The organism is Staphylococcus sp. GDY8P57P, from assembly GCF_017892585.1.
In the GTDB taxonomy this organism is placed as follows: domain Bacteria; phylum Bacillota; class Bacilli; order Staphylococcales; family Staphylococcaceae; genus Staphylococcus; species Staphylococcus borealis.
In genome coordinates this window covers 74842-91401 of sequence record NZ_JAESLK010000002.1, presented here as the reverse complement: position 1 = coordinate 91401, position 16560 = coordinate 74842, and the positions used below count along the sequence as shown (strand labels likewise).

Below are 16560 nucleotides of genomic sequence, written 5' to 3'. Positions count from 1 at the left end.
GCTGTGTATAAATGTTATTTTATTTATTCCATTTCACAATTAGTTTCATTTCTACAGTGCTCTTCTCAATTATCTTCAATGCACCGAAGCGACTACTCGCAGCTTGTGGATTTGTAGGCGCTGTTGCATGGACCATATATCAATTCACTGTAGATATGGATTTAGGAAAAGTTGGCGCCGCATTTCTTGGAAGTTTAATCCTCGGATTATTAAGTCATGTTATGAGTCGTCGTTACAAACGCCCTGTGATTATTTTTATAGTGCCAGGTATCATTCCGCTTGTACCTGGGGGTACCGCATATGAAGCAACACGTTATTTAGTGTCAAATGATTATACACAGGCAGTAAACACTTTTTTAGAGGTAACACTTATTTCTGGTTCTATCGCGTTCGGAATTTTAGTAGCTGAAATCCTCTACTATATTTACACACGCATCAAGCAGTATTATGATAAAATTAAAGGTAAAACATATAGAAAATCATACAATATGAATAATAGAATCTAAGGGGATGTCTTGCTATGAAAGCACAGATTATAGACAGATTATCACGTTACGTCAAAATCGATACACAATCTAACCCAGAATCGTCAACCACACCTTCAACTGACAAACAATGGGATTTATTACATTTATTACAACAAGAACTTGAAGCCTTTGGTCTAGAAACAGACCTTGATGACAATGGCTATCTATTTGCGACGCTAGAAAGTAACATTTCTTCCGACGTTCCTACTGTTGGATTCCTAGCACATGTTGATACGTCACCTGACTTTAATGCTAGCAATGTGAATCCTCAGATTGTAGAAGCCTACGACGGTAGTGCAATCAAACTTGGCGATACGGGTCGTGTATTGAGCCAAGAAACTTTTCCAGAATTAAAAAAGCTTAAGGGCCATACACTCATGATTACTGACGGCACATCATTGTTAGGCGCAGATGATAAAGCTGGCGTTGTGGAAATTATGGAAGCCATTAACTATTTAATCGAGCATCCTGAAATTCAACATGGCCGTATTCGCATAGCATTCACACCTGATGAAGAAATTGGGCGTGGTCCACATCACTTTGATGTTGAACGCTTTGATGCAGACTTCGCTTATACAATGGATGGCAGTGAATTCGGTGAGTTACAATTTGAAAGTTTTAACGCTGCAGAGGCAAAAATTACGACACATGGCGTCAATGTACATCCAGGGTCAGCTAAAAACATCATGGTAAATGCAATATCATTAGGCCACCAATTTCATAGTCTTTTACCTGCAAGTGAGGTTCCAGAACGTACAGAAGGTTATGAAGGTTTCTATCATTTAATGAAATTTGAAGGTAATGTTGAAAAAGCGACATTGCAATATATTATTCGTGATCATGATAGAGATGCCTTTGAATTGCGTAAAAAGAAATTATTAGAAATTCGCGACGATATTAATATTCATTACGAAGATTTCCCAGTCGAGGTGACAATCGAGGATCAATATTATAATATGGCTGAAAAGATTAAACCACACCCATATATTATTGATATACCTAAAAAAGTGTTCAAAGATTTAAATATTGAACCTAATACAGCACCTATTCGCGGTGGTACTGACGGATCACAATTATCCTATAAAGGGTTACCAACACCTAACATATTTACAGGTTGCGGTAATTTCCATGGACCTTTTGAATATGCATCAATCGATGTAATGGAAAAAGCAGTACAAGTCATTATTGGTATTGCACAAGAAGTCACACATCATCATAAATAGATATCATCAATTAGGGAACCATGATGACCATATGGGTCATTGTGGTTCCCTTTTATTAGCATTTATTCATTTATCCATGGTTCAATGTCGTTTTTAATAATCTAAGTGCCTGAACAGTGAAATGTCTGATTTGTATGCCCATTTTAAAGTCTGTGTAGCTTTCTGGCATCTCAATAAATGTATTGAACATTGCTGTAACTTGATATTGGTCAAAGACATTAAATTTGTCGTCCGTCGCGCAAATAGCAATTGCTGGTTTATGATGTTTATGTGCTAATTCCGCAATTGTTAAAGTCGTTGTTTCAAGTAAGTGGTCTTCCTCTTTTACACCTTCACCAAAGATAATTAAATCAGCTTGAGATACGAGATCATCTAAATGCGTGATTTGATTGACTAATTCATGACTTGTTAATATCTCAGCATCATACAATCCACTTAATAATGCTGCAATACCACCGCCAGCGCCCCCTCTTTCGATTGGACCCATGGCAATTTTCATTTCATTTTTAACCAACTCACTAAAGTACCAAATTAAATTATCGATTTCAGCGGCCTTATCTCGTGTCATTCCATAACCTTCGTACGTCTTCATAATTTCACTATGTTTACCATATAATTTACTAGAAAAGTCAGACATCACTTGAATATGTGCATCTTTAAAAGTTTGAGGTATCTCAGAAAAGTCAATACGTCGAATAAATTTGATGACTTGAGCCCCTTCGCGCGCATCCAAAAGTTCTCCTTCATCATTATAGAATTTCGCACCTAAGGCTTGCATCATACCGATACCACCGTCGAAACTATCGATACCGCCTAGTGAAATAACAATGTTCGCAGCGCCGTTATTCAATGCATCTAGAATAACCTCTCCTAAGCCATAACTTGAGCGTTGTTCGATTGGCTTTTGACCTTTAACAAACAAATTGCCTTCAATTATAGTTAATCCTTGTTCAGTTTGACCATAGATTGTTTCAACTTCATTCATATCTGCATCATGGACATTCACTCTATATTTTGTGCCTGATTGCCACAAGAATACCGAATCCATAAGTTCATGGCGACCATTAAATAATGGCACTTGTACAATATCAGCATCTTCAATTTGACTGGCTACCGCTTCTTCAACAAAGCGATTTGCTTGATAACTCGAAATGATACCGTTAAATTCATCCATTGCTACTAATACTTTCATCTGTTAATCACCTCATGCCATTTTCTTTATTTATATATTGATTTAGATGTTATATATTCGACTTCACTTTCACATTATACATGGGTTGTCTCTACTTTTCATAATAATAGCAGTTATAATAACATAAATAAAAAACAGGGGTGACGCAGAATTCACTTTGAATTCATGTCCCCCTGTAAGGATGATGCGCACTAAGAGACGCCTGATATGGCCATCTTCTCAGTGTCGCCGGCTACTGTCCTTTTAAAATGTAGCCTTAAACAATGGTTGTTATTTGAATTTAATCTTTACTTTCTTAAGTCGTGATCTATTATTCTTCAGCTTGCGCTAATGAAGATACGTTAATATCACTGTGACTCGCGTTCCACTTTGCTTCTCCATCAATAAAATAGAATGCTTGTGGAGATTCATGTTTCACATGGGTCTTTTCAGCGATATAGTCAGAAAGTTTTCTTTCTTCTTGAACGACTAAATAATAGCCATCCATATCTCTTTCATATAAAAACTTGTTAAATTGATCGTATGCATCTGCTGAGATTGGACAAGTATCACTATGTTTTAATACAAATACATATTTATTGTCTTTAAGTACTTGTTCAAACTGGTCAATCGAACTCAGCTTTATAGCCATTCTATTCACCTCTAAAATTATTTATGTCCATATTGCACTTTATAATCATTATAAACTACTCAATGGGTTCAATTATACACATTTCATTGTCCATTGTTAACCAAAAATTTTAATTTTAATAACTGTGTCTACTTATTGCTTTTTTAACTTTTTCAATTCTTCGTAAAATCCACTATTATCCTTACTTAATTCTTTACCCGTTTTCGGTAACTTTTCTACATCAATTTTAGAAAGTTTTTTCTCTATCTCGATGGTTGTTTCTCGCGTATCATAATAATTCAATAAATTATAATACATTTCAATAGCATTTTTACGCGCACTGTTAACTTTTGGATCAGTAATATTCGTTTGATTCAATTCTGTTATTTGCTTCTCAATCAATGGCTTAATATGATCATCTATTGCTTTATTAGTAGTCGTATCATCACGCTCTAAATATTTTTGTGCTGCCTCTTTCAACTTCTGATTGTTATTTTCAATTTTAGATGTTAATTGATTCGCATCTTCTTGGTTCGTTGCTTTTTGAATTTGTGTTTCTACCTGTGAGCGATTGCTTTCAAATAGTTTAGTATAATCCAATATATCCTCATTCGCCTTGATTGATCTATTACATAAATCTACAAAGGCTTTAATGTCATAGATGGATTGTTTTTCTTGTTTCACATTTTGCAAATACTTATCTTTTAAATCTTTAACATCTTGATGTTCAGCAGGTAATTGTTTAGCCGATTTTTCATATTTCTTAAATTCAGGAATTAAGTGCTTGTTTATATCCTTCTGCAACGCTTTAAATTCTCTTTTATTCTTATCAGTGGTGTCCGTCTTGCTTAATTGGTCTAATTGTTTTAAATGAATTTTATCCATCACTGTTTTGACGTCTTTCTTCTCATCTTCAACCTTATTCAGTTGTGTTTGGAAATCATTTAAATCTGCACGCTTTTGATTACCACACGATGCGAGTAATACGCCACATATCAACATTATAGAAAGTATTGCTAATTTCTTCATAAATGCACTCCTATCACCACGTATTATACCTAAAGCTATTTATATTGAAAATGATTTGTGTTATAGTATTTCAGAATTTGACAAAACTTACCATTTAAAGGAGATACGTATGTACGCAACCGTTCAACCTTTTATTCAAGATGACGCACACAACGAGTATGATACATTATATCAAACTACGAAAGCATCGCTATTCAACTTGCTAGATTCTCCTGTAAAATTCACACAACATATCGGAGGCACACGTCATTTTAATTATGCAACTGAACCTATTCTAGATGTTTTAGTGGGTGTAAATAATTTACATGATATCACAGCTTTAGACGAGAAACGATTGAATTATTTAGGCTTTTATCGTCTCCATCATCCCTTTAAGAAGAAAGTGATGATGGCAAAGTTTAATAATATGATTGATTTAAAGCAAACCATTCGCTTACATATCATTCAAATGGATACCTTGCTATTCAAACAGTACATTGATGTTGACAATGCACTTGCAACATTGCCAGATATTGCGCATCATTTTTCAGAAAAAAAGCATTCTATCATTCAACATATTAATTATATAAGACCCTATGAAAATCAAAAGCAGAAATACTTCGAAGACATCTATCAAAAGTTATAAAACGTTGTCGTCTTCGCAAATCATCGACAAAATTGCTATAATAAAAGGTAGATTATAGAAGAGAAGAAAGGATGTACTTATGTTAAAGCAAGAAGACATCTTACAAGATTTAAAGTCCTTAATACCTGAAGATATTATTAAAGTTAATGAACCACTCAAACGCTATACATACACTGAAACTGGTGGTAATGCTGATTTTTATTTATCACCGACTAAAAATGAAGACGTCCAAGCTATTGTACGCTATGCCAAAGAGAAGGCTATCCCTGTTACTTATCTTGGAAATGGATCAAATATTATTATTCGTGAAGGTGGCATTCGTGGCATTGTAATTAGCTTATTGTCATTAAATCACATCAATGTATCTGACGATGCTATTATTGCAGGAAGCGGTGCGGCAATTATTGATGTGTCACGTGCTGCTAGAGACCACGTGTTAACAGGATTAGAGTTTGCTTGTGGTATTCCTGGTTCGGTTGGAGGCGCCGTTTATATGAATGCTGGCGCATATGGCGGCGAAATCAAAGATTGCATTGATTACGCACTTTGCGTTAATGAACAAGGTGATTTAATTCAATTGACTAATAAAGAATTAGAATTAGATTACAGAAATAGTATTGTTCAAAAACAACATTTAGTCGTACTTGAAGCTGCATTTACACTTGAACCAGGTCAACTAGACGATATTCAAGCTAAGATGGATGACTTAACTGAACGTCGCGAATCTAAACAACCGCTTGAGTACCCATCATGCGGAAGTGTATTCCAACGTCCACCTGGTCATTTCGCAGGCAAATTAATACAAGATTCAAACTTACAAGGCCATCGAATTGGTGGTGTAGAAGTTTCAAAAAAACATGCCGGATTTATGGTTAATGTAGACAATGGAACAGCTACAGATTATGAAGATTTAATTCATCATGTTCAAAAAGTAGTAAAAGAAAAATTTGATGTTGAACTTCATCGTGAGGTTCGTATTATCGGAGAACATCCTGAAGAATAACAACATGGTACGTTGATAGGAGACGATGAATGATGCCAAAGGTCTATGGTTCGCTTGTAGATAATGAAACACGCTGTACACACTATCATACATTTTTAGATGTAATCGCTATTAAATTTAAATGTTGTAATACATATTACCCGTGTTATCAATGTCATGAGGAACATGCGTCACACCCCATTCAACGATGGTCAGAACAAGAATTCAATGAAAAAGCGATTATGTGTGGTGTATGTAAACATGAGATGTCTATTCAAGACTATATGATGACAGAGCTATGTCCGAAATGTAAGGCACATTTTAATAGTCGTTGTAAATTTCACTATCATTTATATTTTGAATTATAATAATAATGGCTTAGTAACGATTGACAGATGGTTACTAAGCCATTATTTGTTTCTTATTTATTTAATTTTTCAATAATGTGATTTAATTCATCAATTTGTTTGATTGTCGTAGACGTTGATCCTGCGCTAAAGTACCATAGTTTAGGATCGAGTTCATAAACATTGCCGTGTTTAACGGCATTCACACCTTTAATTACATCATTAGATAACGTTTGTTTCGCGCTTGATTTACCACTCACAACTTGTCCTCTATCCATCGCTAGAATAATGTCAGGATTTTTAGTTGTAATATACTCATTATTAATATTTTGACCGTGTGGGCTAGCTTTAACATGCATATCAGTCGGTTTAAAGCCTAGTGTATTATAAATTAAATCACCAAATCTACCACCTGGACCGAAAGTTGATAACTCACCTTCATTAACTAACAAGTACATCGTTTTCTTATCTATTTTTTCAACTTTTGCTTTTGTATCTGCTATTTTTTTATCCAGTGCGTCATTTAAAGATTTTGCTTTATCTTCTTTACCATAAATTTTACCTAATTTTGTTGTTACTGATTTCATATCATTAATATAATTTTTCTCGCTAGCACCAACATAAACAATTTTGGCGTTTGGTGCAGCCTTCTTCAATTCATCTATATTTTTCACGGTTGCTGTTCTTCCAGAAATATAAATCACTTCTGGTTTTGCTTTAGCTACTTTATCAAAATTAATTTGCATTAAATTACCCGTATTGATGTATTTCTCATCTTTAAATTCTGAAAGAAATTCAGGTAATGCCGCATTTTTCTCACCTTTAGGTAAACCAATAATTTGGTCTTGTACGCCAAATGTTTTCAATACATCGACAGCACCGTAATCAAAGACAATTGCACGCTTTGGATGCTTAGGAACATCCACCGTTTCTTTAACCTCTTTAGCGTCACTTTTATCTTTCTTCTCGCCTCGTGTCTTATAATTATTTTCTATTTGAACGATGTCTTTATTGTCATCTTTTTTTGCGGCACCATGATCGCTATCTGAACTTTTGCCACATGCCGTTAAAACTAAGGCAAGACTTAATACTAAAAACACAATTATTTTCTTCATCGTTGCAACATCCTCTTGTTGTTGTATTTAAGTGATAACGATTATCAATATCACTTAAAAATATATTACTTTATTATAAAATATTTTTCAATAAAAAGTTGCAAGCTATACTGAATATAATGTTGAAGTATAAGCGTATTTTTTTAATACATGATAGGACTAACTTATTTTCTAAATAAAAAAGTCAATGAATGCATTTGTACACGCATTCACTGACTTTTAGCCTAAGCATTATAATTTAGATGCTTTGAAATGGTCTATTTATCTACGACTTCTTCTAATTCATCAATTTGTTTAATTGTAGTAGTAGATGAACCTGATGCAAAGTACCATAATTTAGGATCTAATTGATATACTTTGTCATTTTTAACTGCTTTAACATTTTTAATAACGTCGTTGCTTAATACTTTTTTAGCAGTTGATTCACCACCAACCACTTCACCACGGTCCATTGCTAAAATAACATCTGGATTGTGCTCACTGATGTATTCATTGTTCACATTTTGGCCATGTGAACTATTACTTACGTTTTTATCTGCTGGTTTGAAGCCTAATGTATCAAATACTAAACCACCAAATCTTCCACCAGGACCATAAGTTGATAATTCACCTTCGTTTACTAATAAATACATTACAGTTTTATCAAAGTTTTTAGTTTCATCTTTCATTTCAGCGATTTTTTCATCTAACTCTTCGTTGATGTCTTTAGCTTTATCTTCTTTGTTGTAAATTTTACCTAAGTTTTCAGTGTTTTTCTTCATGTCTTTAACTAGATTTTTCTCATCAGCACCAACGTAAACGATTTTAGCGTCTGGGGCTGCTTTTTTGAATTCATCTAAATTTTTCTGATTGGCAGTTCTACCTGAAATGAATATTACTTCAGGTTTAGCGGCTGCTACTTTATCGAAATTCACTTCTTTAAGATTTCCAGTATTTACGTATTTATCATCTTTAAAGTCTTTTAGGAAATCTGGTAATGATTCATTGTTTTCACCTTTTGGTAAACCTTTGACTTTATCTGCCACGCCTAATTCTTTAAGTACATCTAAAGCACCATAGTCTAAAACAATTGCATTTTTAGGATTTTTAGGAACTTCAACTGTGTTGCTAACTTTCTTAGCATCACTACCGTCGCGTTCTTCACCTGAAGCTTCAAAATTATTTTTGATTTTTACAGTTTCTTTTGAATCTTTGCTATCACTTTTAGATCCTGAATCGTTACTACTTGATCCATTACTACAAGCTGATAAAACTAATACTAAAGATAAGACTAAAAATAAGACTGTCTTTTTCATATGTACGACTCCTCTAAAAATTATTTAACCTTTATGCTGCGTATCGATGGACTTCTCTCTTGTCTACGTCTTCTAATAGCATCACCCCTTTAAAATATGAGGTTAAATGATTTAATTACAAAGTGAGTCAAATGTGATTTCATCGTAATACAGACAAATGCGTTGCCCTCTGATCTCTTCAATATGAACATCCATTTCATATAATTGCTTTAGAATCTCGGTCTGAATAACATTATCTCTTGTATCTGCTTTGACGATTTCACCATCTTTTAATGCGATGATATCGTCTGAATAACATGACGCAAAATTGATGTCATGTAGAACAATGACAATTGTTTTGTTTAAGTCTTTACAAAGTCGGCGTAACGTTTGCATAATCTGCACAGAATGTTTCATATCTAGATTGTTTAACGGTTCATCTAATAAAATATAATCCGTATCTTGCGCAATAGTCATTGCAATATACGCACGTTGTCGTTGACCCCCAGATAACGTTTTAATATTTCGATGACGAATGTTTTGAAGCTGCAATAAATCTAGCGCATACTCAACTTGTTCATAATCTTCCTTCTTCATACGTCCTTTTGAATAAGGGAATCGACCAAAGTTTACTAATTGTTCAATCGTTATATTCATATCTGTATGATTCGTCTGTTTTAAAATGCTTAACTTTTTAGCTAAATCATCACTTTTATAATCATCGACTGCTTTACCTTCAATCTTAATTGAACCCTTTTCATACTCAAATAAGCGACTTACCGCAGATAATAAGGTACTTTTACCAGCGCCATTGGGTCCTATAAGAGAGGTGAGCCTACCTTTCTGAATATCAACGTTAATATTTTTTAAAATTGGCTTATTCTGTATCGCTTTATCTAAATTTTTAATCTCAATCAATTTGCACTTCTCCTTTTGACAAGTAAGTAAATGAAGTAACTACCACCGATTAAATCAATGATTAAGCTAAACTCTGTTGTAGCTTCAAATAAATTTTCAACAACCCATTGTGCTAAAAATAAACTGATCCAGCTAATTAAAATGGTTGCTGGCAAAATGTATTTGTGTTCATACGTCTTCATTAATTCATGTGCTAAATTTACAGTTAATAATCCTAAGAATGTAACCGGACCAACCAAAGCCGTTGAGATAGAGACCAATAAAGCCACTAATATAAGAAGTAAACGCGTCATTGTCTCATAAGATACACCTAAATTGATTGCTTGCGCTCTTCCAAGTAGTAATACATCTAAGTATGGACGCAATATCACTGTAATCACAATTAAAACAAGTAATAAGCATGTAGAAATAAGGACAAGTTTAGAGTTAGATGCCTCAAAACTTGCAAACATAGCACTTTGTACTGCTAAGAACGACTCAGGATCCATAATCAACTGGATAAAACTCGTAATACTTCGGAAGAATGTCCCTAAAATCACACCTACAAGTAAAATAAAATATACTGAGAAGTTCCCTAATTTGAACATGCCTTCAAATAGCAATAATGAAAATAAGACCATAGCAATTAGTGTCACAAAAAAGTTCAAGTATACATTAGTGACAACTGCAGCTTGTGTACCTACTAAAAAGACTGGCAACACTTTTACAAATAAATAAACAGAATCCAATCCCATAATTGATGGTGTTAATAATCGGTTGGTTGTAATCGCTTGAAAGATAACAACTGATGCCCCAATCGCACCACCTACAATGAGGATAAGCACCAATTTTCTCAACCGACTTTGAAATTGATACTGAAAAATCTCATAGTCTAAACCTACTAATAAGTAAAATGCTGCCATGCAAATTGTCGCAATAATTAATATGGTAATTTTCTTGTTAGAACTCATTTGCATAATGCTTTCTACCTTTCATTAGTAATATTAGGAATATCACTGTTCCGAAGACACCAATAGTCAATCCGATATTAATTTCATAAGGATAGACAATCAATCTACCTACGATATCAGCGAACAATACAAATATTGATCCTAGCATGAGTGTATGTGGAAGTGCATTTTTTAAATGGTCACCTCTATACATCGAAATAATATTTGGTACGATCAGACCTAAAAATGGTAGCGTACCTACAGTAACAACTACTAATGCCGTCAGTGCAGCTGTAATGAACAATGCAATATTTATAATTTTTTCATAGCTAACACCCAAGTTATGGCTAAAATCTTTCCCCATACCAGCAATCGTAAAGTGATTTGCGAAGATAAACGCAATAATCAGTAGCGGCACAACAAGATAAAGAACTTCATAGCGTCCACTTGTTATAATTGCAAAGTTGCCATTCATCCAGTTCCCAATGCTTTGCAATGCGTTAGTTCTTAAGGCAATAAATGTCGTGAAACTGGATACAATACCACCAATCATAATTCCTAGTAATGGCACAAAGATAACTTCTTTAACACGAATTAAATTAATTAATTTCACAAATAAGAATGTCCCTGCCAAACTTAATCCAACCGCAAATAATAATTTAATTAATATATGACCTTTTGGGAAAAAAATAAGCGAAATTAAAATACCTAACTTAGCCCATTCCATTGTTCCTGCCGTCGTCGGGCTTACAAATTTATTTTGCATCATTTGCTGCATAATTAATCCTGCTAATGCGAGTGAACTACCAGAAAGAAGAATACTAACTGTTCTAGGTATACGACTTGAAAACAAAATATTTTGCTGTTCTTCGTTTAAGTGGAAAATATCTGAAAGAGAGAGCTGACTCACCCCAACAAATAAGGAGACTATAGTTAAACATACTAATATGATAAGTAAAACATAACCCTTAAATAAAAACTTCACTATCTATTCTCCTCGTCTTGCTATATGTATTGAAATGATAGTCGTTATCAACGATAATGATTATCATTGTCGCTATAATCAATATTAAAGATTACTGACCTGAATTTCAATAGTAATTTGAAGATATATTCATATTTATACATGAATCGAAAGAAATAATTTAGATTGTACGAACCGAACACATAATAGATAACACGGTTAAGTTGTTTCATCATGATGGCCAACAATCAGACGTATCACAACCAAAAAAGGTCCGCGGCAAAGAGACTTTCAATATGAAAATCAACAAGCAAAACGAGCTGGGGTTGAGGAACTTAAGTGCACACACTTACGTAAATAGTTCTAAGATAGATAACGAAACATAGTTGCGGAGACTCCTAGGGGAGCAGTAATTTTAATGAACCTAAGTGCAATAGCACTTAAGTAAGAAATTCTAGAGATGAATGACGAATATTTTTGCGCGCGGGGCCCTAGCAAAGAGATTTTCAACATGAAAATCTACAAACAAAACAAGCTGGGGGTGAGGAACTTAAGTGTTTACACACTTAAGTAAGTAGTTCTAATGATTAAAATCAAAGAACTACTTTAGAGACGGCACCCCAGGAACACGAAGCAACTTATGTGAGTGATTATCTATCTAAGATCGCCTTTAGAGGACTACAGGCTGAAACCATTCCATAAGAAGGGCCCCAACACAGAGAAACTGAGTTAATCAGTTTCTACAAGCAAAGCACGTTGGGCAAGCAAGCCAACAATACGAAGTATTATAAATAAAGAAGCCAGTAAATGCATTTGTTAAAACGCATTTACTGGCTAACGTTCTGAGAACTAGGCCTCAGATATTATCTCATTTATATCATATTGTTACTGATTAATCTTCAAAAATAAAATCTTCATCTTGTAATGCTTCTACATTTAATGCCAATGTGTAACCATCACCTTTTACTGAGAAGAAGTCATGGTTTTTAGTTGAAGTATCTAAAGCATTTTCAATGATAGGATTAAATTCTTTTTCCTCAAAATAAGGTTCGAAACCTAAATTTGATAAAGCTTTATTTCCGTTATATTGAACATAATTCAATACATCTTCACTTAATCCGATATCATCATATAGCAAGTGTGTATAAGAGACTTCATTTGCATATAAATCCTCTAATAATTTATACATTTCTTTGTCTGCTTTTTGTTTTTCATTTTCAGAAAGTTCATTACGCAAACTTTGTGCATCTAGTCCTGTAAATACACCATGTATCGATTCGTCTAATAAAATCTTTCTAATGATCTCACCAGAAGTAGTCATTCTACCTTGCCCAGCTAGGTATAGAGGATAATAGAAACCAGAATAGAATAGGAATGTCTCTAAAAATACACTTGAAACTCTCGCAATATATTGATCATATATAGAGGCTTCTTTTCCCCACAATTTATGATAATTTTCGATAATTTTATCAGATTTATATTTTAAATGAGGCTCTTCAATAACCCAAGTATCTAGCAAATAGTTCGTTTCACTAGAAGGAAGTAAAGTTGTAAAAATATGTGAATAACTTTTCGCATGAATTTGTTCCATCATTGCCATAAATGAATACACTGCTTTTTTACGTAAGTCTGTTGTGTGTAACATAATCAACGGCATACCATCATCTGCTTGATGCGTATCCAATCCTGTTAATCCTGCTAATGCACGTTTAAATGTATTTTTCTCGTCTTCAGTTAGTGTCTTCCAACTTGCAATATCTTTTGATACTTTAAATTCTGTTTCTACCCACATCTGAGAGATATTCTGACGCCAAAACATATTCGTCATATCTTCTTGGGTATTCCAATTGACGGCCTTCATTTAAAAATCCTCCTTAATTACTAAAAAGCAAATCTCATTCGTTAAAGGGAAAGGAGGTGAATCAATTTGTCGTGTTGACCCTACAACCTTCCCCTATTTAATACTTTATTCTATTAACTTCTAAAAATTAAATTGCGCAACTTGTACATTCTTCAACGCTTAATAATTTATTACGCGTATAATATAGTGATTTAAGCCCTTTGTGATGCGCATAAACATATAATCTTGATAATTCACGTGTTGAAATTTCAGAATTCACATATAAGATTGTTGAAATACCTTGGTCCACGTGTGTTTGAATCGTAGCAATCAAATCGATGAGTTTCATTTGATCAGTATTGAAAGCTGATTTATAGTACCACATTGTCTCTGGAGACAAGAATGGCATTGGGTAGAATGTTTCAGCGTTTCCGTACGTACGACGCTCAATTTGATCAACAATTGGCATAACTGAACTTGTTGCATTTTGTACATATGAAATACTTTGTGTAGGTGCAATCGCTAATCTATATGCATGATATAAACCATGTTGTTGCACTTGTTCTTGTAATGCTTTCCAATCATTAGCCGTTGGAATATCAATATGATCAAATAAACGTTTTACCTTTTCAAATTTAGGTTCAAAGTCTTGAGATGTATAGAAATCAAAATATTTGCCACTAGCATAATCAGACTTATCAAAATCTTGATATACTTCACCACGTTCTTTAGCAATTTCCATTGAACGCTCAATTGAGTAGTAGTTCATCATCATGAAGAATATATTCGCAAAATCTTTAGCTTCTTCTGATTCATACCCTATTTTATTTTTAGCTAAATAACCATGTAAGTTCATAACACCGAGTCCAACTGAGTGTAACTCACTATTTGCTTTTCTAACGCCTGGTGCATTTTGGATATTAGCTTCATCACTAACTACAGTTAACGCATCCATTCCAGTATGAACAGAGTCTTTAATTTTACCTGTTTCCATGACGTTAACGATATTTAATGAACCTAAGTTACAAGATATATCACGTTTGATTTCATCTTCAATACCATAATCGTTAATTACTGATGTTTCTTGTAACTGGAAGATTTCTGTACATAAATTACTCATTTTAATTTGACCAATATTTGAATTGGCATGCACTTTATTCGCATTATCTTTAAACATTAAATATGGATAGCCCGATTGTAATTGTGTTTGTGCAATCATATTCAACATTTCTCTTGCATCTTTTTTCTTCTTAACGATATTAGGGTTTGCTACCATATCGTCATAATATTTTTCTAAATCAATATCATCTAGTGTTACACCATATTCTTGTTTAACCGTATGTGGTGCAAACATATAGAAATCTTTGCCTTCTTTTGCTAAATCAAAGAATTTAGAAGGTACAATCAAACCAGTAGAAATTGTTGATAAACGCAAGTCTTCATCAGCGTTTACTTTTTTAGTGTCTAAGAATTCTTCAACATCATAATGGAAGATATTTAAATAGACAGCACCAGCACCTGGACGTTGACCGAGTTGATCCGCGTAGCTAAATCCACCCTCTAACGCTTTCGCTACAGGTAACACACCTTTCGCTACACCTTTAATACCTTTAATAGCTTCACCACGGGCACGTAATTTAGATAGGTTGATTGCTACACCACCACCAATTTTACTTAGCTGTTTGGCAGTAGAATCAATGAAGTTGATAGAATTTAAGCTATCATCCACTTCTAACAAGAAACATGATACTAATTCACCACGACGTGCGCGTCCTGCATTTAAGAACGTTGGTGTCGCAGGTTGGTATCGTTGTTCAATCATTGCTAGAATAAATTGCTTTGCTTGTTGTTTATTTCCGTCTGCTAAATAAAGCGCAACGATTGCGACGTGTTGATTATAATCTTCTAGATATTGTGATTTATCGTTAGTTTTTAACGCATAATCTTTATAGAACTTACTAGCAGACATGTAGCTTGCAAATTCAAAGTTGATTGATTTAGCAAATTCAGTGATTTCAACTAAGTCTGCTTCGCTATATTTCTCGAAGACATTAAAATAAAAATTGTTATCTACGAGATAGTGTAATCGTTCAATCTCACTGTCAAAATAAATTGTTTTATCATGGATTTCTTCAAGGTAAACCGCTAATGCTTCCTGATCCTTCTCTAAGTTAAAGAAACCATTATCTTTACGTTTCGTAACTTCATTATTTAGTTCAATATGATTGTACTTTTTCTCGTTCATCATTTTCATTGAAATGCCCCACCTTATTTTTAAATTCAATAACATCTTTATTAGAACCTTGTACTTCAAATTTCATTAATAGAGGTACATGATATGATTCGGAAATTGTTTTACCCGCTTTAGCAAAGTTTTGTCCCCAGTTTCGGTTACCACTTGCTACAACTGCGCGTAAATTTTGATGATTAACATCTAAAAACGATTGTACTTCTTTAGGCACTTCACCAAATCCAATTGTTCCCGTAACTAAAATATAAGGTTCATCAAATGGATCTGTACAATTATCTTTAGTTATTTCCATTACATCTGAAATTTCACTTCGCTTGATAAATCTTCTTACATTACCAGAAAAAGAGAAATAAACTACTTTCATTGGAACGCCTTCTTTCGTCAGTCCATATTATTAACTAAAAAGAAGTTCTCTTAATTAAATAAGAAAACTTGCTAGACATTAAATACGACATATTTTAGACATTTATTTGGATGTCAACTAGCTGATGATTGTTATACTTAAAAGAAGTGACTTTCATTTCTAGCCACTACATGTAGTGTTTAGACTAAAATTTCGAGACTATTTCATCTATTAGCTCGTTCGTATAAATAGCATTGAATTGGGGATTTATACTTAAAATCCAGTGTGAAATTTCTATTAAAATGAATAATTTGTATAACACAAACTTTTTATACAACCACAACATGTTGTGGTTCATTTACAAATTCAATACTATATTCTGTGTTTCATT

Annotated in this window: 16 protein-coding genes; 5 read left to right on the top strand and 11 right to left on the bottom strand. The window is 33.6% G+C overall.

Annotation, left to right across the window (positions count from 1 at the left end; genetic code table 11):
- The first annotated feature begins 11 nt into the window (after window positions 1-11).
- Complete coding sequence (locus KA878_RS00455; protein ID WP_053029933.1) at window positions 12-506, top strand: threonine/serine exporter family protein; 495 nt, start codon at window positions 12-14, stop codon at window positions 504-506.
- Between the two features lie 14 nt (window positions 507-520).
- Window positions 521-1750 carry a peptidase T gene (gene pepT, locus KA878_RS00450; protein WP_053029934.1) on the top strand — a complete coding sequence of 410 codons (1230 nt, stop codon included), beginning with the start codon at window positions 521-523 and terminating at the stop codon, window positions 1748-1750.
- 70 nt (window positions 1751-1820) lie between these two features.
- Here the strand turns inward: pepT and KA878_RS00445 are convergent, their stop codons facing one another.
- The 3 genes from KA878_RS00445 to KA878_RS00435 form a co-directional block, all read right to left on the bottom strand.
- Complete coding sequence (locus KA878_RS00445; protein ID WP_193839634.1) at window positions 1821-2942, bottom strand: glycerate kinase; 1122 nt, start codon at window positions 2940-2942, stop codon at window positions 1821-1823.
- 310 nt (window positions 2943-3252) lie between these two features.
- Complete coding sequence (gene ytxJ, locus KA878_RS00440) at window positions 3253-3573, bottom strand: bacillithiol system redox-active protein YtxJ (protein ID WP_053029936.1); 321 nt, start codon at window positions 3571-3573, stop codon at window positions 3253-3255.
- A gap of 132 nt (window positions 3574-3705) precedes the next feature.
- Window positions 3706-4581 carry an EMYY motif lipoprotein gene (locus KA878_RS00435; protein ID WP_193839635.1) on the bottom strand — a complete coding sequence of 292 codons (876 nt, stop codon included), beginning with the start codon at window positions 4579-4581 and terminating at the stop codon, window positions 3706-3708.
- A 109-nt stretch (window positions 4582-4690) separates the two neighbouring features.
- Between KA878_RS00435 and KA878_RS00430 the strand changes: the two genes are divergently transcribed.
- From KA878_RS00430 to KA878_RS00420, 3 genes are all read left to right on the top strand, one after another.
- Window positions 4691-5206, top strand: a complete 516-nt coding sequence (locus KA878_RS00430) for a GrpB family protein (RefSeq protein WP_193839636.1) — start codon at window positions 4691-4693, stop codon at window positions 5204-5206.
- Window positions 5207-5285: 79 nt separating this feature from the next.
- Window positions 5286-6209, top strand: a complete 924-nt coding sequence (gene murB, locus KA878_RS00425; protein WP_075108235.1) for a UDP-N-acetylmuramate dehydrogenase — start codon at window positions 5286-5288, stop codon at window positions 6207-6209.
- 32 nt (window positions 6210-6241) lie between these two features.
- The gene (locus KA878_RS00420) at window positions 6242-6556 is read left to right on the top strand and encodes a CHY zinc finger protein (protein ID WP_075108236.1); all 315 of its coding nucleotides are present in this window, start codon (window positions 6242-6244) and stop codon (window positions 6554-6556) included.
- Between the two features lie 53 nt (window positions 6557-6609).
- Here the strand turns inward: KA878_RS00420 and KA878_RS00415 are convergent, their stop codons facing one another.
- The 8 genes from KA878_RS00415 to nrdI all read right to left on the bottom strand — a co-directional run bounded on the left by KA878_RS00415 (window position 6610) and on the right by nrdI (window position 16190).
- On the bottom strand, window positions 6610-7650 hold the full coding sequence (locus tag KA878_RS00415) for a ferrated catecholamine ABC transporter substrate-binding lipoprotein SstD (RefSeq protein ID WP_193839637.1): 1041 nt from the start codon (window positions 7648-7650) through the stop codon (window positions 6610-6612).
- A gap of 257 nt (window positions 7651-7907) precedes the next feature.
- Window positions 7908-8945: a ferrated catecholamine ABC transporter substrate-binding lipoprotein SstD gene (locus KA878_RS00410; protein ID WP_075108238.1), complete on the bottom strand. Its 1038-nt coding sequence runs from the start codon at window positions 8943-8945 to the stop codon at window positions 7908-7910.
- Window positions 8946-9056: 111 nt separating this feature from the next.
- The gene (locus KA878_RS00405; protein ID WP_075108239.1) at window positions 9057-9842 is read right to left on the bottom strand and encodes an iron ABC transporter ATP-binding protein; all 786 of its coding nucleotides are present in this window, start codon (window positions 9840-9842) and stop codon (window positions 9057-9059) included.
- Entirely contained in the window at window positions 9839-10798 is a 960-nt protein-coding gene (locus KA878_RS00400; RefSeq protein WP_075108240.1) for an iron chelate uptake ABC transporter family permease subunit, read from the bottom strand. The genes KA878_RS00405 and KA878_RS00400 overlap by 4 nt, the downstream gene beginning before the upstream one ends.
- Entirely contained in the window at window positions 10782-11756 is a 975-nt protein-coding gene (locus KA878_RS00395) for an ABC transporter permease (RefSeq protein ID WP_075108241.1), read from the bottom strand. The genes KA878_RS00400 and KA878_RS00395 overlap by 17 nt, the downstream gene beginning before the upstream one ends.
- Before the next feature lie 871 nt (window positions 11757-12627).
- A complete protein-coding gene (gene nrdF, locus KA878_RS00390) occupies window positions 12628-13596 on the bottom strand; it encodes a class 1b ribonucleoside-diphosphate reductase subunit beta (protein WP_053029945.1) in 969 nt (322 codons plus the stop codon).
- A gap of 127 nt (window positions 13597-13723) precedes the next feature.
- Window positions 13724-15829, bottom strand: coding sequence for a class 1b ribonucleoside-diphosphate reductase subunit alpha (gene nrdE / locus KA878_RS00385; protein WP_193839638.1), 2106 nt, complete (start codon window positions 15827-15829; stop codon window positions 13724-13726).
- A complete protein-coding gene (gene nrdI / locus KA878_RS00380) occupies window positions 15792-16190 on the bottom strand; it encodes a class Ib ribonucleoside-diphosphate reductase assembly flavoprotein NrdI (protein ID WP_193839639.1) in 399 nt (132 codons plus the stop codon). Before nrdI ends, nrdE begins: the two co-directional genes overlap by 38 nt.
- Window positions 16191-16560: the final 370 nt, after the last annotated feature.